The following is an 18317-nucleotide window of genomic DNA, read 5'->3' as shown; positions in this document are numbered from 1 at the left end:
GCGCAACACGCCTAGTGATCGACGAAGCGGTGTCGAGCGAGGGCGGGCGGGGTGGACCCCCGCCCGCCCTCGCCAGACGATCAGCTGACCGTGACGGTCAGGTTGATCGAGCGGGTCTCCCCGCTGGTGTAGGTGGTTGTCACCCGGGCGGTGAAGGTCCCCTTGCGGGGATAGGCGTGGGTGGTCGACCGAAGGGTCGCGCCGTGCGTGATGGCGCTGTTGTCGCCGAAGTCCCACGCGTAGTCGGTGATGCTCTGCCCGGACGGCGCTGTCGCGGTGGCGGTGAGGGTGGTGGTCAGCGGCGCGGTGCCGTTGGCCGGGTTGGCCGCGAGGGAGAGCGTCCCACCCGGTTCCTGTTTGACCCCGGCCCCGTTGAACCGCAGCCAGTCCAGCGACAGCAGGTCCGGGGTGCCGCCGACCTGGGCGGCGTTGACGAACCTCGCGTACAGGGTGGTCGTGCCGGTGGGCTTGTTGGTCAGCGTGACGGTGGGGGAGACCAGGTTGTCCCACCCACCGGTCGAGCCGATGGCGGCAGAGCCGATCAGGGTGCCGGTGGGTGAGCCGGTCCGCAGCTCGATGGTGCCGCCGAGCCCGCCATTGGTCACCCCGAGCGTCACCGAGCCGACGTTGCGCAGGTCCACCGGCCCGTACGCCACCCAGTCGTTGTGGTCGACCTCGCCGAGCCGCTTGCCGGCGCGGGCGGTCGCCCGGTCGTTCACGATGATGCCGGACTGGGCGGTGAAGTGCTCGGCCTCCTTGCTCTTGGGCTGCAACTGGGCCCGGGTCGAGCCGGTCAGTGCCGGTACGCCGCCGGCCGCGCCGCCGTCGGTGTACTGCGCGGTGACCACGGTGTAGAGGTTCTGCCCCGGCCCGTGCCCGTCACCAGCGTCCGCCTCGGTGGCGAGCAGCCCCGAGCAGCCGGTGTAGACGTCCAGCGGATGGGCGTGCGAGTCGTGGCCGAGCTGTGTCTGCACGGTGACCTTGGAGCAGTCGATGGTGCTCTCCTCCGGGTCGGTGACCGTCACCGTGTACGGGATCTTGTCCCCGAAGTCGAAGAAGCCCCCGTCCGGCACGGTGATGGTCACCGTGGGCCGGGTGTTGCCGACCACCACCTCGGTGACCGCGGTGGCGGTCAACCCGTTGCCGCTGTTGCGGACGGTCAGCCGGGCGGTGTGCTTTCCGGCCGTCGAGTAGGTGTGACTCGGGTTGGCGGCGGTGGAGTCGGTGCTGCCGTCGTTGGTGAAGTCCCAGGCGTAGCTGAGCGCCGACCCGTCACCGGCGGACGACCCGGCCGAGGAGAACGTCACCGCGAGCGGGGTGCGTCCGCTGTCCGGCGTGGCGGCGATCTTCACCGCCGGTGGCCGCCCGTTGGCGACGTAGTCGATGCGGTAGATGCCCGCACCGGCGTTGCTGCCGCCACGACCGCTGCCGGTGCCCTCGCCGAAGTCGATGACGTAGAGCGACCCGTCCGGGCCGAACTCCGCCTCGAAGGGCTGGATCCAGCTCATGTTGCCGAAGATCCCGTTGATCGACTGGAGGTCACCCACGGCGGTGGCGCCGAAGCGCGCGTTGCTGAAGCTCTGCGCCGTCTTGTGGATCGAGAGCGTCTTGAACCACCTGCGGGTCAGCTCATAGGTGATCCACTTGCCCTCGAAGTACTCCGGGAACTTCGTCGTGCGGGTGTTGGCCGGGTCGTAGTCGTAGACCGGGCCGCTCATCGGGCCGCCGCCGCCGGTGCCCAGCTCGGGGAACTGGGTGGAGGCCGAGTACGCGTACCAGACCAGCGCGGACTTCGACGCCGGCAGGGTGGTCAGGCCCGTGTTGTTGGGCGAGTTGTTGACCGGAGCGGCGCAGTTGAACTTTGCCCCGGAGGTGCTGGTGGCGAAGTTGTAGTCGTTGAACGGGATGTTGTTGCCCACGCAGTACGGCCAGCCGTAGTTGCCGGCACCGGTGATCCGGTTGAACTCCACCGTCCCCTCCGGGCCGCGGTTCGGGTCGGCGGCGCGGGCGTCCGGGCCGTAGTCGGCCACCAGCACCGCGTTGGTCTGCGGCTCGACGGTGATCCGGAACGGATTGCGCATGCCCATCGCGTAGATCTCCGGCCGGGTCCTCGCGGTGCCGGCCGGGAAGAGGTTGCCGCTCGGCACGGTGTACGTACCGTCGGATTGTGGGGTGATCCGCAGGATCTTGCCGCGCAGGTCGTTGGTGTTGCCGGCGGTGCCCTGGGCGTCCCAGGCGGCCCGGCCGGCCCGCTCGTCGACGGGCGTGTAGCCGCTGGAGGCGAACGGGTCGGTGTTGTCCCCGATCGCCGCGTAGAGCCGCCCGGCCCCGTCCATGGTGAGCGACCCGCCCATGTGCGAGTTGGCCCGGCCCTCACCCCGGTAGGTGGGGATGGTCAGCAGGCGTTTCTCCGAGGAGAGCGCGACGCTGTTGTTGGCGACCGTGAACCGGGACAGGTTGAGCTGTTTGAGGGTCTTGTCCGACCAGAGCAGGTAGATCCAGCCGTTGCTGGCGAAGTTGCGGTCCAGGGTCATCCCGAGCAGCCCGTCGGACTGGTCGGTCATCGCCGAGGTGTAGGCGAAGTCCAGCAGCGTGGTGACCTGGAGGGTGTCGGAGTTGACCACCTTCAGCGCGCCCGTGCGTTGGATGTAGTAGACCTTCCGGTCCGGGGCGACGGCCAACTCGAACGGGTCGGCCAGGTTCTCGGTGACCAGCCCCACCCGTTCGAAGTTGCTGGTCTTGGTGGCCGAGCAGTCGCCGGCGACCGCGCCGGCCGCCCACTCGATGCCGTAGCGCAGGTGCTCCAGGAACGTGGGGCTGCTGAACTGGGAGCTGGCGTGCCCGCCGGCGGTGAACCAGGAACGGCCGCCGTCGTAGCGCTGACACCAGGAGTACGCGTGGTCGACGCCCTCGTCCAGCCCGTTGATGCCGTCGCGCACCTTGATCTGCGCGAGGGTGTGCACGTTGCCCGTCGGGTTGGTCCGCCAGTTGTACCACTCCTCGCTCTGCTCCCAGAGCTCCGGCAGGTTGCGGGTGGAGGGGTGCGCCCGGTCGAGCACCTTCACCCGGCCGGGGAAGGTGCCGCCGGTGGAGGAGAAGTCGGGGTGGTAGTCGAAGATCGTGCCGACCAGGCCCTCGTACCAGGGCCAGTCCCGCTCGCTGGCCGAGGCGGCGTGCAGGCCGGTCCAGCCGCCGCCGTTGCGGATGAACGTCTGCAACGCCGCCCGCTGGCTGGCGTTGAGCAGGTCGCCCGAGGTCGGGAGCGAGTTGGTGTTGTTGAACACCAGGGCGTCGAAGGTGGCGAGGTTGGCGTCGGTGAACGCGGCGGCGTCGGTGGTGGCGACGACCTCGAAGTTGTGGGTGGCGCCGAGCTGCTGGATCGCGGCGATGCCGGCCGGGATCGAGTCGTGGTAGAAGTTGGTGATCTTGGAGAAGACCAGCACCCGGAAGCGGGGGGCAGCTTCGGCGGGCAGGGCGGTGGTGGTGCTCACCACGGTGGCGATGGCAAGCAGGACGAGGCAGAACGCGCGAAGGTGTCGGGGCATGGGGGCGCTCGCTCCCTGTCGGACGGTGAGGGGTCGGAAAGCGCTTTCTCGCTGCCCGCACAACGGTACTGACAGCCAGTGACGACCGTCAATAGCGTACTGGTAAGCGGTTTCCTGCGGTGTCGCCGCTCTTCCCGCGGGCCCGGACGGGCCCCGGGCTCCCACGCTCAGCACCTACCATGGTCAGATCGCGCGTCGCGCCAGGCGGTGGCGCAGCCGGTTGACCTGGGGAGGTCTCGTGACGGTGCCGTCCACGTCGGAATCACCCGAGGGTCGGGGTGCCGATCGGATCGACACCACGACGGTGCATCCGGCCCGCCGCTACAACTACTGGCTCGGCGGCAAGGACAACTTCGCCGTCGACCGGGAGTCCGGCGACCAGATCGCCGCCGTCTATCCGGGGGTGCGCACTCTCGCCCGGGAGAACCGGGCCTTCCTCGGCCGTGCCGTCCGGTTTCTCGCCGAGGAGGCCGGCGTCCGGCAGTTCCTCGACATCGGCACCGGCATCCCGAGCGCCGACAACACCCACGAGGTGGCGCAGTCCGTCGCGCCCGAGTCCCGGGTGGTCTACGTCGACAACGACCCGATGGTGCTGGTCCACGCCCGGGCGCTGTTGACCAGCGACCCGGCCGGCGCCACCGCCTACCTCGACGCCGACCTGCGCGACCCGGAGAAGATCCTCGCCGACCCGCAGCTGCACACCACACTGGACCTTACCCAACCGGTGGCTCTGGTGCTGATCGCCGTGACGCACTTCCTGACCGACGACGACCGCCCCCACGAGCACGTCGCCCGGCTGCTCGACGCGCTGCCGTCCGGCAGTTGGCTGACGCTGACGCACTTCACCACCGACCACATCCCCACCGAGATCGTCGAGCGGATGTACGCCGAGTTCGCCTCCGGCCGGATGAAGCAGGACGCCGTGCCCCGCGACCGGGCCGAGTTCGCCCGCTTCTTCACCGGCCTGGAGCTGGCCGAGCCCGGCATCGTGCCGGTCACCGAGTGGCGCCCGCAGGTGCCGCCGGAGCAACGACCGTCCCTGGCGGACGCCTCGATCTACGGTGCGGTGGCCCGCAAACCCTGACCAGTTCGTCCCGTCCTACGCGTCCGGGTCCCAGGCCAGGAGCTGGTCGAAGATCCGGCCATCGCCGTCGAGCTTCAGAGTGTCCGCCGGGACACGCCCGTACAGGGCCAGCACCAGGTCACTGGCCGTGCCCCGCAGGGCGGCGTCGGCCGCGCCCGGTGGGTCGGTAACGGTGGGACGAGTGACCCGTACGCCGTCGGTGGAGAGCGACAGGCGCCAGGACCCGCCCTCGAAGGCGTGGTAGTCGACGGCACAGGGCTCATGGGGCCAGGGGGACGGCCCGGCGCAGCAGGTCGACACGAACTCGTCGACACCGTCGAGCGCCACCTGCTGCGGCAGCGGCCCTGGCGCACCGAGGGTGGCCTGGGCGTCGTAGGTGTGCACGGCGACCTCCTGGAGCTGGTGCCGGGCGACGGCACCGGAGGACTGCGGCGAGTCCGACCCGCCCCACCACGTCCAGCACCCGCGGTCCGGGCCGGACTCCCGCAACGCGCCCAGCAACCGCTGCGTGGACTCGGCCGACCATGCCAGCAGGGCATCGCGCTCCCGGGCGACCTCCGCAGCGGTCCGGGTCGGGGGAGCGTCGGCGGGCCCGGCAGCGACGGTGGCGGCCCAGCGGCGCTGCCCGTTGCCCAGGTGCTGCACGAGATCCCACAGCGTCCATTCCGGGCAGGTGGGCACCTGGGCCTGAAGGTTGGGCGCGGAGGCGACCGCAGCCCGGAACGCGACCGCCCGTTCGTCGATCAACCGCAGGAGTACGGGGAAGTCCAGAGCCTCTGTCACGCTGTCTGTCTACACCGCGCTCCGACAACTGGACATGGGTTTTCCCGCCGGCACGTCGGACTCCATCGCCCTGCTCCCACCCGGAGAGGAAGCGCACACGTGCGGGTCAACCTGGCAACGAGCGCCGGTCGGGCCGGTCGGCCGAACGAGGACTTCGTCGGCGCGGTTCCCGGCGCTGTCGTCCTGCTCGACGGTGCCGGCATCCCCGGAGCCGAGTCGCTCTGCTTCCACGGGGTCGCCTGGTACACGCGCCGCCTCGGCGGAGCCCTGCTCGGCCACCTGGCGCGCGACGACGGGCAGGCCCTCACGACCGTCCTCGCCACCGCCATCGGCGAGACAGCCGCCGAGCACGGCGACACCTGCGACATCGCAGACCCGCGCAGCCCGCAGGCCACCGTCGCGGTGCTGCGCGCGTACCAGGACCGCCTGGACTATCTGCTGCTCGCGGACTCGTTCCTCATCCTCGACCCGGCCCGCGGCGGACCTCAGGTGATCACCGACGACCGTGAGGTCACCGCCCGGCGTGACTGCTCGACACCCCTGGAGGGGATTCCACCCGGAACCCCGGAGTACGAGCGCATCCGCGACTCCTGCGCCCAGGCGCTGCGTGCCCGCCGCAACCAGGCCGGCGGCTACTGGATCGCCAAGGACGACCCGCACGCGGCCCGGGAGGCGGTGACCGGCAGCCGTTCCCTCGCTGACCTGAACGGGGCCGCGCTGCTCAGCAACGGTGCCAGCCGCATCGTCAGCCCGTACGGCCTCACCGACTGGCCGGGCGTGCTGGAACTGCTCGCCGCCGACGGCCCATCCGGTGTCATCCGCCGCGTCCGGCAGGCCGAAGCCCACGGCCGTGGTGCCGCAGCCGCTCAGGTCCCGGATGACGCCACGGTGGCCTACTGCACCTAGGCATCGGCTCACCGCTCGGTGTGGGCGATATGTCACAGCACCCGGCCCGCACACCGACGGTTCGGTGTCCGCCAGGCCCGGACGTGGTGCGGGGCACTATCGTTCTGACGTGCACATCCGATTTGACGTCCCCGCCGATCCCGCCTACCCGGGCCGCGTGGCCGCTGCGCTCGGCAGTGTCCGGCTGCGCACGTTCAGCTACATCGGTGCGGCGCTGACGGCGGTCGGAGCGATCGGCCTGGCGCTGTCGAGGGGTTTCTCGTGGGGCGAGCAGATTTCGCCGCTGTGGGTGACGATGATCGTGGGTGGCGTGCTGTCGATGCTCTACTGGCCGTGGGTGCGGTTGCGTGCCCGACGTCGTTCCAGTGGCTATGCCGTCGACGGCGCCTACGACATCACCGACGACAACATCATGATGCGCAGCGGCTCGGAGTCCGGCGGCATCGCCTGGGACGGGGTCGCCCAGGTCAAGGACACACGAGACTTCTGGATCGTGTACGTCGGCCGGATGCCGGCCACCGTGATCCCACGCTGGTTGATGTCCGCCGAGGATGCCGAAACGTTGCGAGCCCATATGGTCGAGCGAGGCCTGCTTCACCATCGGTGACCTCGGACGCCTGGCGCGTTCGACACCACCTGCCACGCTGAGGGCCGCCGACGAGGAGGCCGTCCCGATGGATGTGACTCAGCAGCTCATCACGGTGGGAGCCGTGCTGGCCGGCGCGGTCCTGTCGTTTCTGGGAAGCGGACTGAACGACCGGGCACGTTTCCGACGTGACCACGCGGCGAAACTGTTCGAGCAGCGGTCGGCCGCCTACGCGGCCTACGGTCGGGCCATCAAGGCCTGCTACCAGCTGTCGAACAGAATCGCCGCCAGCAGGGGCCTTCATGCGCAGACCCCGCCGTTGTCTCCCGAGGACGGCCTGCCGCAACTGGAAGCGGCGGCTGCCCAGCGGGAGCGGGACTGGGAGCACGTCCTGCTGCTGGGGGATCCCGCATCGGTGGAGGCGGCCCGCACCTGGCACCGGAGCGTGTGGCTCATGGAGTGGTACGCGCATGGTTGGATCGAGGAAGCTGATGCCGCTGGCTGGGAGGAGGCCGTGGCGACGGCCAGCCGTGCCCGTACCGAGTTCTATGCCGCGGCGCGCCGAAGTCTGGACATCCCCGACGCCAGACTGACCGACGGCGTCTGGCCGGTCGAATGGATGATGAAGCGAAAGCCCGCCACGACTGCGGCCGAGGCATCGCCCAAGGGTCACTGATCGACGCACTGTGCCAGCAGGTCGGGGATCGCCGCTGTGCGGCCGGCCGTCAGCCCAGCGGCACCTGCCTCGGCCGGTCGCCGCTCCCGGCGGCACCGACACCCTCGGGCGCGCTGATCGGCGCCGCGATGATCCGGCTGGGTACCACCGGCGCGTCCCGGCCCGTGCCCCGTCGACCGTCGCCGCCGGAGGACTCCTCGTGGTAGTCCTGCTCGACGTTGACCGACCAGACGTCGTGCGTGCTGCCGGTGGCGATGTTCTCGGCCGTGAGCATCGCGGTCAGCATCGAGTGGTCCTGGTTGTTGTAGCGGTGCATGCCGTTGCGGCCCACCGGGTGCACGTTCGGCACCGCCTCGGCCAGCCAGGCACGGATGACGTCCACGTTGTGCTGGTAGCGCTCGTCGTACACCGGGTAGGCCTTCGGCATCCGCACGACGTAGCCGGCCTCCACCACACCGGGTCGCACCAACCCCAACCGCTCCAGCTCCCCGGTCGCCAACGCCACGAGGTCGGCATCCGGGGTACGCCACATCTCGTCGTCCTCGAACACGAAGTACTCGAGGCCGAGGCAGGTGCGCCCGTCCTTGACGAGGTACGGCGACCAGGAGCCGAAGTTCTGGATCCGGCCCACCCGCACCCCCGGGTCGTGTACGTAGATCCAGTTGTCGGGGAACGAGAACTCCGCCGGCACCACCAGCGCGACCGTCAGAAAGTCGCGGTAGCGCAGGTCGGCGGCGCAGGCCAGCACCTCCGGCGGTGCCGGCGGACGCAGCGCGGCCACCAGCTCCGAGATCGGCATCGACGAGATCACGTCGTCGGCCGGATGGGTGCGCTGCCCACCCGCGCCGTCGACCGTCACGCTGATCGCCCGCCGTCGCTTCGGGTCACGGTGCACGGCGGTCACCCAGGTGCCGGTCGACAACTGCCCGCCCCGCTTGCGGACCTGCTCGGCGCAGCGTTCCCACATCATCCCCGGCCCGTACTTCGGGTACTGGAACTCCTCGATCAGGCTGGTCACGTCCGTGCGTCGCCGGCTGGGCAGGAGCGCGTTGCGGATCGCCGTCGCCAGCGACAGGTTCTTGATCCGCTGGGCGGCCCAGTCGGCCTGCAACCGGTCGGCCGGCATCCCCCAGACCTTCTCGGTGTACGTCTTGAAGAAGATCGAGTAGAGCCGCCAGCCGAACCGGGCCGACACCCAGCCCTCGAAGTGCGACTGGTCCTTCGGTGGGCGCAGGCGGGCCCGGGCGTACGAGCCGAGGCAGCGGGCCGCCTCCGGCAGGCCCAGGTTGCGCAGGGCGTTCATCGCGCTGAGCGGGTAGTTGAACAGCGCACCCCGGTAGAAGATCCGGCTCATCCGGGGTCGGGTCAGGAAGTCCTCGTCCGGCAGGATCTCGTGCCAGAACGCCTCCATCCGGGGCACCTTCGTGAAGAACCGGTGCCCGCCGATGTCGAACCGCCACCCGTCGCGCTCCACGGTCCGGCTGATCCCGCCGACCACCTCGTCGGCCTCGAACACCTGGACCGGCCGACCGTGCCGGAGTAGCTCGTACGCCGCCGTGAGCCCTGCCGGCCCCGCACCGATGATCACCGTGCCGTGCTGCTCACTCATGCTGCCGCGCTCCCTGCCACCGTCATGGTTGAGGCGCGGCGCGTACCCGTTCTGCGCCGAATGTCACCCTTGATGGTGGTTGGTTTCCGCTTCGGTGTGGCGCACGGCGGCGTACAACGGGAAGGACGACACCCCCGCGCGGCGGCGGGCGGGCCGACGCAGGTGGGGGAGCGTGGCGGATGCACCGGTGGCGGAGCGGCGCAGCGACGCTGGCCGCCCGCCTGGCCACGGCAGGCCTCGGCGGGGCGCGCCTGGCCCGCCGGGTGCCGGCGCCCTGGCCGTACGTCATCGGTCTGTTCCTCGGCGCGAAGGTGCTGCTCACGCTGCTCGGGCTGCTGGCCCTGCACGCCTGGGACGGGATTCCCGGGGCGCCGCCGGCGGACGAGGCGCTGATGTGGGCGCAGCAGCGGGAGATCTCCGGACACCGGTGGATCTCCTTCTGGTTCGCCTGGGACGCGTTGCTCTACCTGCGGCTGAGCGAGCTGCCCCTGACCGGGCCGTGGCGGGACTTCGGCTTCCCCCTGCTCTACCCGTTCCTGGCCCGGCCCCTCGGCGCGGTGCTCGGCGGCGACAACGCGCTGGCCCTGCTGGTGATCAGCAACGTCGCGTTCCTGCTGGCCCTCTGGTACGGCTACCGACTGGCCGAGCTGCTGCTCGGTGACGCGGAATCGGCCCGCCGGTTCACCCGGTACCTGGTGCTGCTGCCGACCGCGTTCCTGTTCCAGGCGGCGCTGACCGAGTCGCTGTTCGTCTGTCTCGCGCTGGCCGCCTTCTACTACGCCGAGCGGCGCCGCTGGCTGCTGGTCGGCGTGCTCGGCTACTTCGTGGCGATGAGCCGTTCCGTCGGGCTGCTCGTGGCGCTGCCGTTGGCCCTGGTGCTGCTCCGTCAGCACGACTGGCGGCTCGGCCCGCGCGCCCTGCTCGGCTACCTGCGCGTCGGCTGGCCGTTGCTGCTGCTGCCCGCCGGGTGGTTCACCTTCATGGCGTACTGCCGGTGGCGCGGCGGGGACTGGTTCGCCTACCAGCACGCCCAGGAGACCGGCTGGGGCATCGAGGTGCAGAACCCGCTGCCGGTGCTGTGGAACGGCCTGATCGGCGAGCCGCGAGACGCCGCCCGGGTCTGGTTCGCCGTGGGCGTGCTGGCGGTGCTGGTCGCCGGGTTCCGCCGCCGGGAGATCGCCTACCTGGTGTACGGCGTCCTCATGGTGCTGGTGCCCCTGTCGATGGGGCCGGCGGTGTACAAGAGCCTGCTGCGCTACCTGCTGGCCGCCTTCCCGGTGGCTCTGGTGCTGGCCCGGTGGGCCCGCCGCGCCAGCGTCGACGTGTGGCTGACCGCGACGCTGGCCGTGGTGCAGGGCGCGCTGTTCGTGCTCTGGCTCAGCTACTGGACCCACATGATCATCTGATTGGGCCTGCCGCCGGGCGGGCAGGAAGACCGGATGACCGAGCCACGGGTACGCCTCGACGACCTGGGCGCCTGGCTGATCAAGGGCAACGCCGACCTGGTCGACCTCACCGCCCGCTTCGCCGCCGAGCCACTGGTGACGAGCTGGTGCGTACGCCCCGGCTACCGGGCGAGGCTGATGCGCGCCGGGCAGCCTGTGGTCTTCTGGGCCAGTGGCAGCCGGGCCCGACTCCCGTACGGGGTGTGGGGTGTCGGACAGGTCACCGGTGCGGCCGAGCCGGCCCCTCCGGGGCAGCCCTGGTCGGTGCCACTGGACCTGCCCATCCTCGCCACCGGGGACCGGGTGCCCCGCCTGGTGTTGCGTGCCGACGACCGACTCGCCGACCTGGAGGTGTTCCGTCAGCCGCAGGCCGCCAACCCCTCCTACCTGACCGTGGCCCAGTTCGCCGCCCTGCGTAGCCACCTGCCGGAGTGAGCGCCCCCGGGCCGCCGCCGACCCGCGGGCCTGTGCGAGTCTGCTACCCGTCGTTGCCACCGCACCTTCGGGGAGGCCCGGTGTTCGCCCTGCCGCTGACCGAGGACGTCGAGCTGCGCCCACTGGACCCGTGGCGGGCCGAGGAGTTCCTCGCCAACCTCGACCGGGCCCGGGAGCACATCGGGCCCTGGGTGCCGTCGGCCTTCGTGGCCACCGACCTTCCGTCGGCCCGAGCGGTGTTGCAGCGGTACGCCGACCGTTGGGCCAGCGACAGCGGCGGCATCTGGGGGCTGTGGTGGCGCGGCACGCTCGTCGGCGGAGTCATGCTCGTGTCGTTCGACGTGACCCGGGGTGTCTGCGAGGTCGGCTGCTGGGTGGAGCCGGCAGCCGAGGGGAAGGGCATGGTCGCGGCGGCCGTCCGCCGGATCGTCGACTGGGCGGTGCGCGAGCGCGGCATCCAGCGGGTGGAGTGGCGGACCACCGCCGACAACACCCGCAGCAAGGCCCTCGCCCGCCGGCTCGGCCTGCGCCTGGACGGCACGCTGCGCCAGGTCAGCCCCGGCCCGCACGGCCGGATCGACCTCGAAGTCTGGTCCGTGCTGGCCGACGAGTGGCTGGCCGGAGCCGGCGGAGCGCCGACCACCGTCCACTGACGACGGATTTTGTCGTACCCGGGCGACACCATGCATCCATGGCCGTCCCCGCGCTCACCCCTCGTCCCGACCCGCCGCGTTCCGTGCCGCTGCGTGAGGCGCGCACCCGGTTCAGCCAGCTCGTCGCGCTGGCCGAGCTGACCGACGCGGTCACCGTCGTCACCCGCGACGGCGATCCCCGCCCGGTCGCCGCGATCGTCCCCGCCGCGGCCGCCCGCAGCGGCGCACAGGCCCGCGCCGACGCCGACCGGCTCGCCACGGTCACCGCCGGCTGGGCCCGGCGGCTCGAGGAGCAGCACCGACGCAGCAGCCAGCGGCACGCCGCCGAGCTGAGTGCGGTCCGCGCGGCGCTGGCCGAGGTGTGGGCCGAGCTGGATCGCCGGGTCGTCCCGGGCAGCGACCCGACGCTGGCCCGGCTGCGCGCCGCGCACCACGACCTGCTTGCCGGCTGACCGCCTCCGCGGGCCGCCCTTTTGGCGGCGGGCAGTTCGGCGTCTCCGGGCATCCGGACCCGGAGCACCGTCAGTGTGTCCGGGTCTCCCAGCGCGGCCGTTGAGGCTCGTCGTTGTGCACGATGATGTCGGCGTGATCGCTCGGACGGACGGTGGCAAAGTAGAGCTGCTGGGCGGGGATGTAACGCTGCCGCCAGCGTCGTTCGACGTCGGCCTGGGATGACACCCGACGCTCCCGGATCACGGCACGTTCCACTGTCGATTCGAGCGCGGTCGACACGAAGACGCACAGGTCCCACCGATCAATCAACTCCGGGCGCATGAGGAAGACACCGTCGAAGAGCAGCACGGCGTCGGCTGGGGCAGTCGTGACCGGCGGAGCCAGCACGGTGTCCCCGGTGTGGTCGTAGACCGTGGGTTGGAAGCGTCGGTCGCCGCCAGGGCCGAGCGGGTCCAGCAGAACCCGGTTCAGCGCGCCGTGGTCGTGGGTGTCGAAGTAGCAGCCCTCGGCCGAGTACTCGCCGCGCGGATAGCGCTGTGCCCGGGGAAAGAGGAAATCGTCGATCGTCGCCCGGATGACGTCGCGGCCCTGTGCTCGCAGGACGACGGTCAGCTCGTCGGCGAGGGTGGTCTTTCCGGCAGCGGGCGGTCCGTCGATGGCCACCCGCGTCGGGTGTGCGACCGTGACGGACCCGACCGCCTCGGCCAGCCGGCCGAGCACCTCCTCGCGCGTGCCCTGCTCCATCACTGCGCTCCTACGTCGGCCGCACCGCCCGGCAGCTGCGCGAGGGGGCCGGCGGCGCGATCGCCCTCGACCTGGATCACCGCTTGACGTCGTAGACCAGCTTGAGGATCCCGTTCGGGTAGCTCTCCGACTCCCGCAGCGTCAGCATGTGCTTGTCCCGGTCGGCCCGGCCGAACAGGCTCTTGCCGGCACCGAGCAACACGGGAAAGACGAGCAGGTTGTACTGGTCGATCAGGCCCTCGTCGGACAGCCGCCGCGCCAGCTCCGCGCTCCCGTGGATGAAGATCGCGCCGCCTTCGCTCTCCTTGAGCGCGGCGACGTCCCCGGTCGAGCGCAGGATCGTGGTCGGCCCCCACCCGTCGACGACGGCGTCGTCTGGCAGCGAGGTCGACACCACGTACTTGGGCAGCTCCTTGTAGTCGGCGTGGTCCTCCGAGCCGGGCCAGACCGGCGCGAACGCCTCGTAGCTGTGACGGCCGAACATCAACGCCGTCGTGTCGGCGAGTTCCTCGCCCTTCAGCGACCAGGCTTCCGGCACGAACTCGAGGTCCTTGAACACCCACCCGCCACTGCGGTGCTCCTCTGAGGGCCCGCCGCCGGGCGAGTCCACGACGCCGTCCAGCGACATGAAACCGGTGTAGACCAGGTTGCGCATCGTGCTGTCTCCTCCATGCTCGGGCAAGCTGCCGGGTCCAGGCTAGATGGCGGACGCGATGGCCGTCTTGGACGAAAACGACAGCGGGCTGCGGCTGGCTCGTCGTCCGTGTCCTCCATGAGCCGGGCGGGCTGGTGGCCCGGCAGTCAGCCGGTGGCCGGGTAGGCGTGCGTCTCGGCTGCCTTGACCGCCACCCAGACCTGCTGACCGGGACTCAGTCGCAGCTGGGCGGCGGCGGCCGGCGTGACGTCCGCGGCCACCCCGATCGGCCCGTCCAGCTGCACCCGCAGGTTGTCGCCGTGCCGCTGGACGCCGGCCACCGTCCCCGCCCAGGTGTTGCGCGGGCTGCCCTGCGGCCGGGACGGGTGCAGGGCCACCGCCGCCGGACGGAACGCCACGAAGGCCTCGCCGTCCAACCGGTCGGCGACCGTGAGGGTCAGGCCCGGCGCGACGCGTACCCCATGCCCTTCGGCACTGCCCCGGTAGAGGTTGAGCCCGACCAGCCGGGCGACGTAGTCGGTGCGCGGGCGGGCGGTGACGCTCGGCCCGTCACCCTCCTGCACCACCCGACCACCCTCGACGATGACCAGCCGGTCGGCCAGCGCCAGGGCGTCCAGTGGGTCGTGGGTGACCAGCACCGTGGCACCCGGGTGCGCGGACAGGTGGCGGTGCAGCTCCGCGCGGGTGTCCAGCCGGGTGCGGGCGTCCAGCGCGGCGAGCGGCTCGTCCAGCAGCAGCAGCGACGGTGCGACGGCCAGCGCGCGAGCCAACGCCACCCGCTGCGCCTGGCCACCGGAGAGCTGCCGGGGACGGCGGTGCGCCTGGGCGTCCAGCCCCACCCGGTCGAGCCAGTGCCGGGCCGTGGCGCGGGCGGTCCTCCGGTCGACGCCGTGCCGGCGAGGCCCGAAGGCCACGTTGTCCAGTGCGCTGAGGTGTGGAAACAGCAGGTAGTCCTGGAAGACCACCCCGATCGGCCGGCGCTCGGTGGGCACCCAGGCGCGGGTCGCCGGGCGGTCCAGGTCGACGGCGTCGAGGGTGACGTGGCCGGCGGTGAGCGGGTGCAGCCCGGCCAGCGCGCGCAGCGCGGTGGTCTTGCCGGCGCCGTTCGGGCCGAGCAACGCGACCACCTCGCCGGGCGCGACCCGCAGCGGCACGTCGAGTCGGAAGGCACCCCGGTCGACGACGAGCCGGGCGTCCAGCAGCGCACCGCTCACGCGCTGCTCATCCCGCAGTGCACCGCTCATGCGCTCATCCAGCGGTCGCGCAACGCGACCAGGATGCCCACCGACACGACGAGCAGCACCAGGCTGAGCACGATCGCGGACTCCAGATCGGTCTCCAACGCCAGGTAGACGGCGAGCGGCATGGTCTGCGTCCGGCCGGGATAGTTGCCGGCGAAGGTGATGGTGGCACCGAACTCGCCGAGCGCCCGCGCCCAGCAGAGCACCGCGCCGGCCGCCAACCCGGGCGCCACCAACGGCAGCGTGACATGAGTGAAGGTGGTCCACCGGCTGGCGCCCAGTGTCGCGGCAGCCTCCTCGAAACGGTGGTCGGCGGCGCGCAGCGCGCCCTCCACGGCGATGACCAGGAACGGCATGGCCACGAACGCCTCGGCCAACACCACACCCGTGGTGGTGAACGGCAGGGTGATGCCGAACGTGGTGTCGAGCCAGCCGCCGAGCAGCCCACGCCGACCGAAGACCAGCAACAGCGCCACCCCACCGACCACCGGCGGCAGCACCAGCGGCACGGTGACCAGCGCGCGCACCAGGCGGCGGCCGGGGAACTCGACCCGGGCCAGCACCCAGGCGAGCGGCACCCCGAGCAGCAGGCAGAGCGCGGTGGCCAGGGTCGCGGTCTGCACCGACAGCCGCAGAGCGGTCAACGCGCCCGGTTCGGTGAGCCGCTGCGGCAGCGTGGTCCACGGCGCACGGATCACCAGCCCGGCCAACGGCAGGACGAGAAAGAGCAGCCCCAGCCCGGCGGGGATCAGCAGCGCCACCGGCACCCGCCCCCGCCGTCGGGGCGCGGCCTGCTCGAGCTGCCCGCTCATGGGGCCTGGAAACCGGCCTCGGCGAGGACCGCCTGCGCCGGCGCCGAGCGGACGTACGCGACGAAGGCCCTCGCGCCGGCCGGGTTCGGGGCGTCCTTCAGCGCGACGATCGGGTAGTCGTTGACCGCCCGCGCCGACTCGGGAAACTCCACCCCGGTCACGTCGGCGCTCGCCGCTCGCGCGTCCGTGCGGTAGACCAGCGCCGCGTCGACCTCACCGAGCTTCACCTTGGCGAGCGCGCCCTTGACGTCCTGCTCCAGGGTGACCGGCGTCAGCGCGACGCCGGCCGCAGCCAGGGCGGTGCGGGCCGCCGCGCCACAGGGCACCTGGTTGGCGCAGAGCGCCACCTTCACGCCGGGCCTGCTCAGGTCGGGCAGCCCGGTCACGCCCCCCGGGTTGCCCCGGGGCACCGCGATGACCAACTGGTTGCGGGCGAAGGTGGTCGGTGTGCCGTCCGTGTTGCCCGCCTCGGTGACCGTCGCCATGTTCGCCGGGGCGGCCGAGGCGAACACGTCCGCCGGCGCACCCTGGTTGATCTGGTTGGCCAGGGCGGAGCTGCCCGCCACGTTGAGGGTCACGGTGCTGCCGGGGTTGGCGGCCTCGAAGTCCTTGCCGATCCGGCGGAACGACTCGGTCAGCGAGGCGGCCGCGAACACCGTCACCGCGCCTGTGCCCTGGCCGTCCGCGGCACCGCCGGAGGCCCGGTCGTCGCCCGCGCCGCAGCCGGCGACCGTCAGCGCCAGGACCACAACCACAACCATTGCCGTACGCGTCACCCGCGCGCTCATCCGCCCGACCTTCCCCTGGTCGGGGCGGGTGCGGCCCGCTCCACCACCACCGTGGTCGACTTGATCACCGCGACGGCCACCGAACCGACCCGCAGATCCAGCTCGTCAACCGCCTCCCGGCTCATCAGCGACACGACGCGGAACGGGCCGGCCTGAATGTCGACCTGGGCCATCACCGTGTCCTTGCGGACGTCCACGACGATGCCGCGCAGCCGGTTGCGGGCCGAGGAGAACTCGGCGCCCGCGTCCGGGTCGGCGGCCTGGGCACGGGCGAACGCGGCCAGGTCCACGCCGTCGACGACCCGGTGGCCGTGCTCGTCGCGCCCGGCCGTCAGCCGCCCCGCGTCCACCCAGCGGCGGATCGTGTCGGCGCTGACACCGAGCAGGTCGGCCGCCGCGCCGATCCGGAAGGTCGTCACCGGCTCACCCTAGCGTCCGCAGTCGCGGCCCGAGAAGGCCCTGACGGGTGCTATCCGCACAGCTGTATGCCTGGAAGGGCTGGCAGGTGCGGGTTTGGGGTGCCGTGCGCGGCGCCTCGCGGGCGCCTGACGGGGCGCCTCGCGCGGTGGCCTCGCGCGGTGGCCTCGCGCGGTGGCCTCGCGCGGTGGCCTCGCGCGGTGCCTCGACCCAAGATCGTGCTCGATCCAGGAAGTAGTGGCATCGCTGTGGTGGTGAGGCCACTACTTCCTGGATCGAGCGTGACCTTGACCGACGCGGGCGGTCAGAACGCCGCTCCGGGGTCGCGCGCGCCGTGCTCGTCGTCAAGATCCGCGCAAGATCAGGGATGTTGCTGTCTCTCGCCCGTGGGAGGCAGCAACATCGGGGAAGTTGCCTAGATCTTGGCGCGGGCGCGGGCGCGGGTGCGCGGCACAGGGGGGGCGGTGCGGGGTGCGGTGCGGGGTGCGCGGCACAGGGCGTGCGGTGCGGGTGTGCGGGTGTGCGGCACAGGGGGCGCAATGCGCGGTGCGGGGTGTGCGGTACGCGGCACAGGTAGCGCGTTGCGGGGTGCGGGGTGCGGGGTGCGCGGAATAGGGCGTGCGGCGCGGTGCACGGTGCGGAGTGCGCGGCAGGGTGCGAGGTGCGCGGTGCGGAGTGCACGGTGCGCGGTGCGGGGTGCGCGGTGCGGGGTGCGCGGTGCGGAGTGCGCGGTGCGGAGTGCGCGGTGCGAAGTGCGCGGTGCGGGCGGGCTCGTGCGAGCCCGCCCGCCGGGAGGGTCCTCAGCAGTTGCGCAGTACGGGGGACTGGTTGAGCAGTTGGCCACGGGTCGACACGAAGCGGCGGTAGCGCTCCCCGTCGACGGCCGACGGCCGGAACGCGGCGACGCGGTGGCAGTTCTGGAACGCGAGGCGTACGCCGAAGTGCCGTTCCAGGCCGGCGCGGATCGCGTCGCTGGCCAGCGCCCGGAGCAGTTGTCCCCGGTCGGCGTCGGTGGGCGGCGGGACGACGTTGTCGGCCAGGTCGTCGTCGCCGGCCTCCAGTTCGGCGACCACCCGGCTCACGGTGGCCCAGGCGTACGGCAGTGAGTCACGGACGCAGGCGATGAAGGCCTCGTCGTCGATGGGGCCGCGTTCGGCGGCGTCGAGCAGGGCGGGCGGGACAGTGAGCGACATGGTTCCTCCGCATCAGCTAACGATTACCGTTTTCATTAACGGCGTCGACTGAGCAGACCATGTCATCGGAGAGACGTCAACGACCCACGGGCGCGCCGCGCGAAGAAGCCGCGCGAAGAAGCCGCGCGAAGAAGCCGCGCGAAGAAGCCGCGCGAAGAAGCCGCGCGAAGAAGCCGCGCGAAGAAGCCGCGCGAAGAAGCCGCGCGAAGAAGCCGCGCGAAGAAGCCGCGCGAAGAAGCCGCGCGAAGAAGCCGCGCGAAGAAGCCGCGCGAAGAAGCCGCGCGAAGAAGCG

General features: G+C 71.7%; 19 protein-coding genes and 1 pseudogene. 9 read left to right on the top strand and 11 right to left on the bottom strand.

What is annotated here, in order from left to right:
• Window positions 1–80: 80 nt before the first annotated feature.
• Window positions 81–3545, bottom strand: coding sequence for a ThuA domain-containing protein (locus tag LADH09A_RS30590; RefSeq protein ID WP_238649143.1), 3465 nt, complete (start codon window positions 3543–3545; stop codon window positions 81–83).
• Between the two features lie 238 nt (window positions 3546–3783).
• Here LADH09A_RS30590 and LADH09A_RS30585 point away from each other — a divergent pair, with 238 nt between their 5' ends.
• Entirely contained in the window at window positions 3784–4629 is an 846-nt protein-coding gene (locus tag LADH09A_RS30585; RefSeq protein WP_238649142.1) for an SAM-dependent methyltransferase, read from the top strand.
• A 15-nt stretch (window positions 4630–4644) separates the two neighbouring features.
• On the opposite strand, the gene LADH09A_RS30580 is transcribed toward LADH09A_RS30585, so the two are convergent.
• On the bottom strand, window positions 4645–5412 hold the full coding sequence (locus LADH09A_RS30580; RefSeq protein ID WP_238649141.1) for a maleylpyruvate isomerase family mycothiol-dependent enzyme: 768 nt from the start codon (window positions 5410–5412) through the stop codon (window positions 4645–4647).
• Window positions 5413–5511: 99 nt separating this feature from the next.
• Here LADH09A_RS30580 and LADH09A_RS30575 point away from each other — a divergent pair, with 99 nt between their 5' ends.
• The 3 genes from LADH09A_RS30575 to LADH09A_RS30565 all read left to right on the top strand — a co-directional run bounded on the left by LADH09A_RS30575 (window position 5512) and on the right by LADH09A_RS30565 (window position 7580).
• On the top strand, window positions 5512–6318 hold the full coding sequence (locus tag LADH09A_RS30575) for a hypothetical protein (protein ID WP_238649140.1): 807 nt from the start codon (window positions 5512–5514) through the stop codon (window positions 6316–6318).
• A gap of 109 nt (window positions 6319–6427) precedes the next feature.
• Window positions 6428–6925 carry a YcxB family protein gene (locus LADH09A_RS30570; RefSeq protein ID WP_238649161.1) on the top strand — a complete coding sequence of 166 codons (498 nt, stop codon included), beginning with the start codon at window positions 6428–6430 and terminating at the stop codon, window positions 6923–6925.
• 67 nt (window positions 6926–6992) lie between these two features.
• Window positions 6993–7580, top strand: coding sequence for a hypothetical protein (locus LADH09A_RS30565; protein WP_238649139.1), 588 nt, complete (start codon window positions 6993–6995; stop codon window positions 7578–7580).
• A gap of 49 nt (window positions 7581–7629) precedes the next feature.
• On the opposite strand, the gene LADH09A_RS30560 is transcribed toward LADH09A_RS30565, so the two are convergent.
• Entirely contained in the window at window positions 7630–9189 is a 1560-nt protein-coding gene (locus LADH09A_RS30560) for an NAD(P)/FAD-dependent oxidoreductase (RefSeq protein ID WP_238649138.1), read from the bottom strand.
• A 179-nt stretch (window positions 9190–9368) separates the two neighbouring features.
• On the opposite strand from LADH09A_RS30560, the gene LADH09A_RS30555 reads away from it, so the two are divergent.
• The 4 genes from LADH09A_RS30555 to LADH09A_RS30540 all read left to right on the top strand — a co-directional run bounded on the left by LADH09A_RS30555 (window position 9369) and on the right by LADH09A_RS30540 (window position 12174).
• Window positions 9369–10595, top strand: coding sequence for a hypothetical protein (locus LADH09A_RS30555; protein WP_238649137.1), 1227 nt, complete (start codon window positions 9369–9371; stop codon window positions 10593–10595).
• 33 nt (window positions 10596–10628) lie between these two features.
• Window positions 10629–11069 (top strand): EVE domain-containing protein, encoded by a 441-nt coding sequence (locus LADH09A_RS30550; RefSeq protein WP_238649136.1) that lies wholly within the window; start codon window positions 10629–10631, stop codon window positions 11067–11069.
• A gap of 80 nt (window positions 11070–11149) precedes the next feature.
• On the top strand, window positions 11150–11722 hold the full coding sequence (locus LADH09A_RS30545) for a GNAT family N-acetyltransferase (RefSeq protein WP_238649135.1): 573 nt from the start codon (window positions 11150–11152) through the stop codon (window positions 11720–11722).
• A 38-nt stretch (window positions 11723–11760) separates the two neighbouring features.
• Window positions 11761–12174 (top strand): type II toxin-antitoxin system Phd/YefM family antitoxin, encoded by a 414-nt coding sequence (locus LADH09A_RS30540; protein ID WP_238649134.1) that lies wholly within the window; start codon window positions 11761–11763, stop codon window positions 12172–12174.
• Window positions 12175–12244: 70 nt separating this feature from the next.
• On the opposite strand, the gene LADH09A_RS30535 is transcribed toward LADH09A_RS30540, so the two are convergent.
• Entirely contained in the window at window positions 12245–12919 is a 675-nt protein-coding gene (locus LADH09A_RS30535) for a nucleoside/nucleotide kinase family protein (RefSeq protein WP_238649133.1), read from the bottom strand.
• Between LADH09A_RS30535 and LADH09A_RS32020 the strand changes: the two are divergent.
• A pseudogene (locus LADH09A_RS32020) lies at window positions 12913–13014 on the top strand (AraC family transcriptional regulator); the annotation flags it as partial. The gene LADH09A_RS30535 and the pseudogene LADH09A_RS32020 overlap by 7 nt on opposite strands.
• On the opposite strand, the gene LADH09A_RS30530 reads toward LADH09A_RS32020, so the two are convergent.
• The 7 genes from LADH09A_RS30530 to LADH09A_RS30500 all read right to left on the bottom strand — a co-directional run.
• Window positions 12996–13574 carry a dihydrofolate reductase family protein gene (locus LADH09A_RS30530; RefSeq protein ID WP_238649132.1) on the bottom strand — a complete coding sequence of 193 codons (579 nt, stop codon included), beginning with the start codon at window positions 13572–13574 and terminating at the stop codon, window positions 12996–12998. The pseudogene LADH09A_RS32020 and the gene LADH09A_RS30530 overlap by 19 nt on opposite strands.
• 146 nt (window positions 13575–13720) lie before the next feature.
• The gene (locus tag LADH09A_RS30525) at window positions 13721–14818 is read right to left on the bottom strand and encodes an ABC transporter ATP-binding protein (RefSeq protein ID WP_238649131.1); all 1098 of its coding nucleotides are present in this window, start codon (window positions 14816–14818) and stop codon (window positions 13721–13723) included.
• Entirely contained in the window at window positions 14815–15627 is an 813-nt protein-coding gene (gene modB / locus LADH09A_RS30520) for a molybdate ABC transporter permease subunit (RefSeq protein WP_238649130.1), read from the bottom strand. The genes LADH09A_RS30525 and modB overlap by 4 nt, the downstream gene beginning before the upstream one ends.
• A complete protein-coding gene (gene modA / locus LADH09A_RS30515; protein ID WP_238649129.1) occupies window positions 15624–16415 on the bottom strand; it encodes a molybdate ABC transporter substrate-binding protein in 792 nt (263 codons plus the stop codon). The genes modB and modA overlap by 4 nt, the downstream gene beginning before the upstream one ends.
• Window positions 16412–16834, bottom strand: a complete 423-nt coding sequence (locus LADH09A_RS30510) for a TOBE domain-containing protein (protein ID WP_238649128.1) — start codon at window positions 16832–16834, stop codon at window positions 16412–16414. Before LADH09A_RS30510 ends, modA begins: the two co-directional genes overlap by 4 nt.
• 798 nt (window positions 16835–17632) lie before the next feature.
• Window positions 17633–18025 carry an SCO5389 family protein gene (locus LADH09A_RS30505; RefSeq protein WP_238649127.1) on the bottom strand — a complete coding sequence of 131 codons (393 nt, stop codon included), beginning with the start codon at window positions 18023–18025 and terminating at the stop codon, window positions 17633–17635.
• Window positions 18026–18101: 76 nt separating this feature from the next.
• A partial coding sequence (locus LADH09A_RS30500) for a hypothetical protein (RefSeq protein ID WP_238649126.1) occupies window positions 18102–18317 on the bottom strand: 216 nt, incomplete at its 5' end.

The sequence above is a fragment of the Micromonospora cabrerizensis genome (genome assembly GCF_022230955.1).
Classification (GTDB): Bacteria; Actinomycetota; Actinomycetes; order Mycobacteriales; family Micromonosporaceae; genus Micromonospora; species Micromonospora cabrerizensis.
Note: the sequence above shows the minus strand (reverse complement) of the source record. Positions and strands in the feature narration are given on the sequence as shown.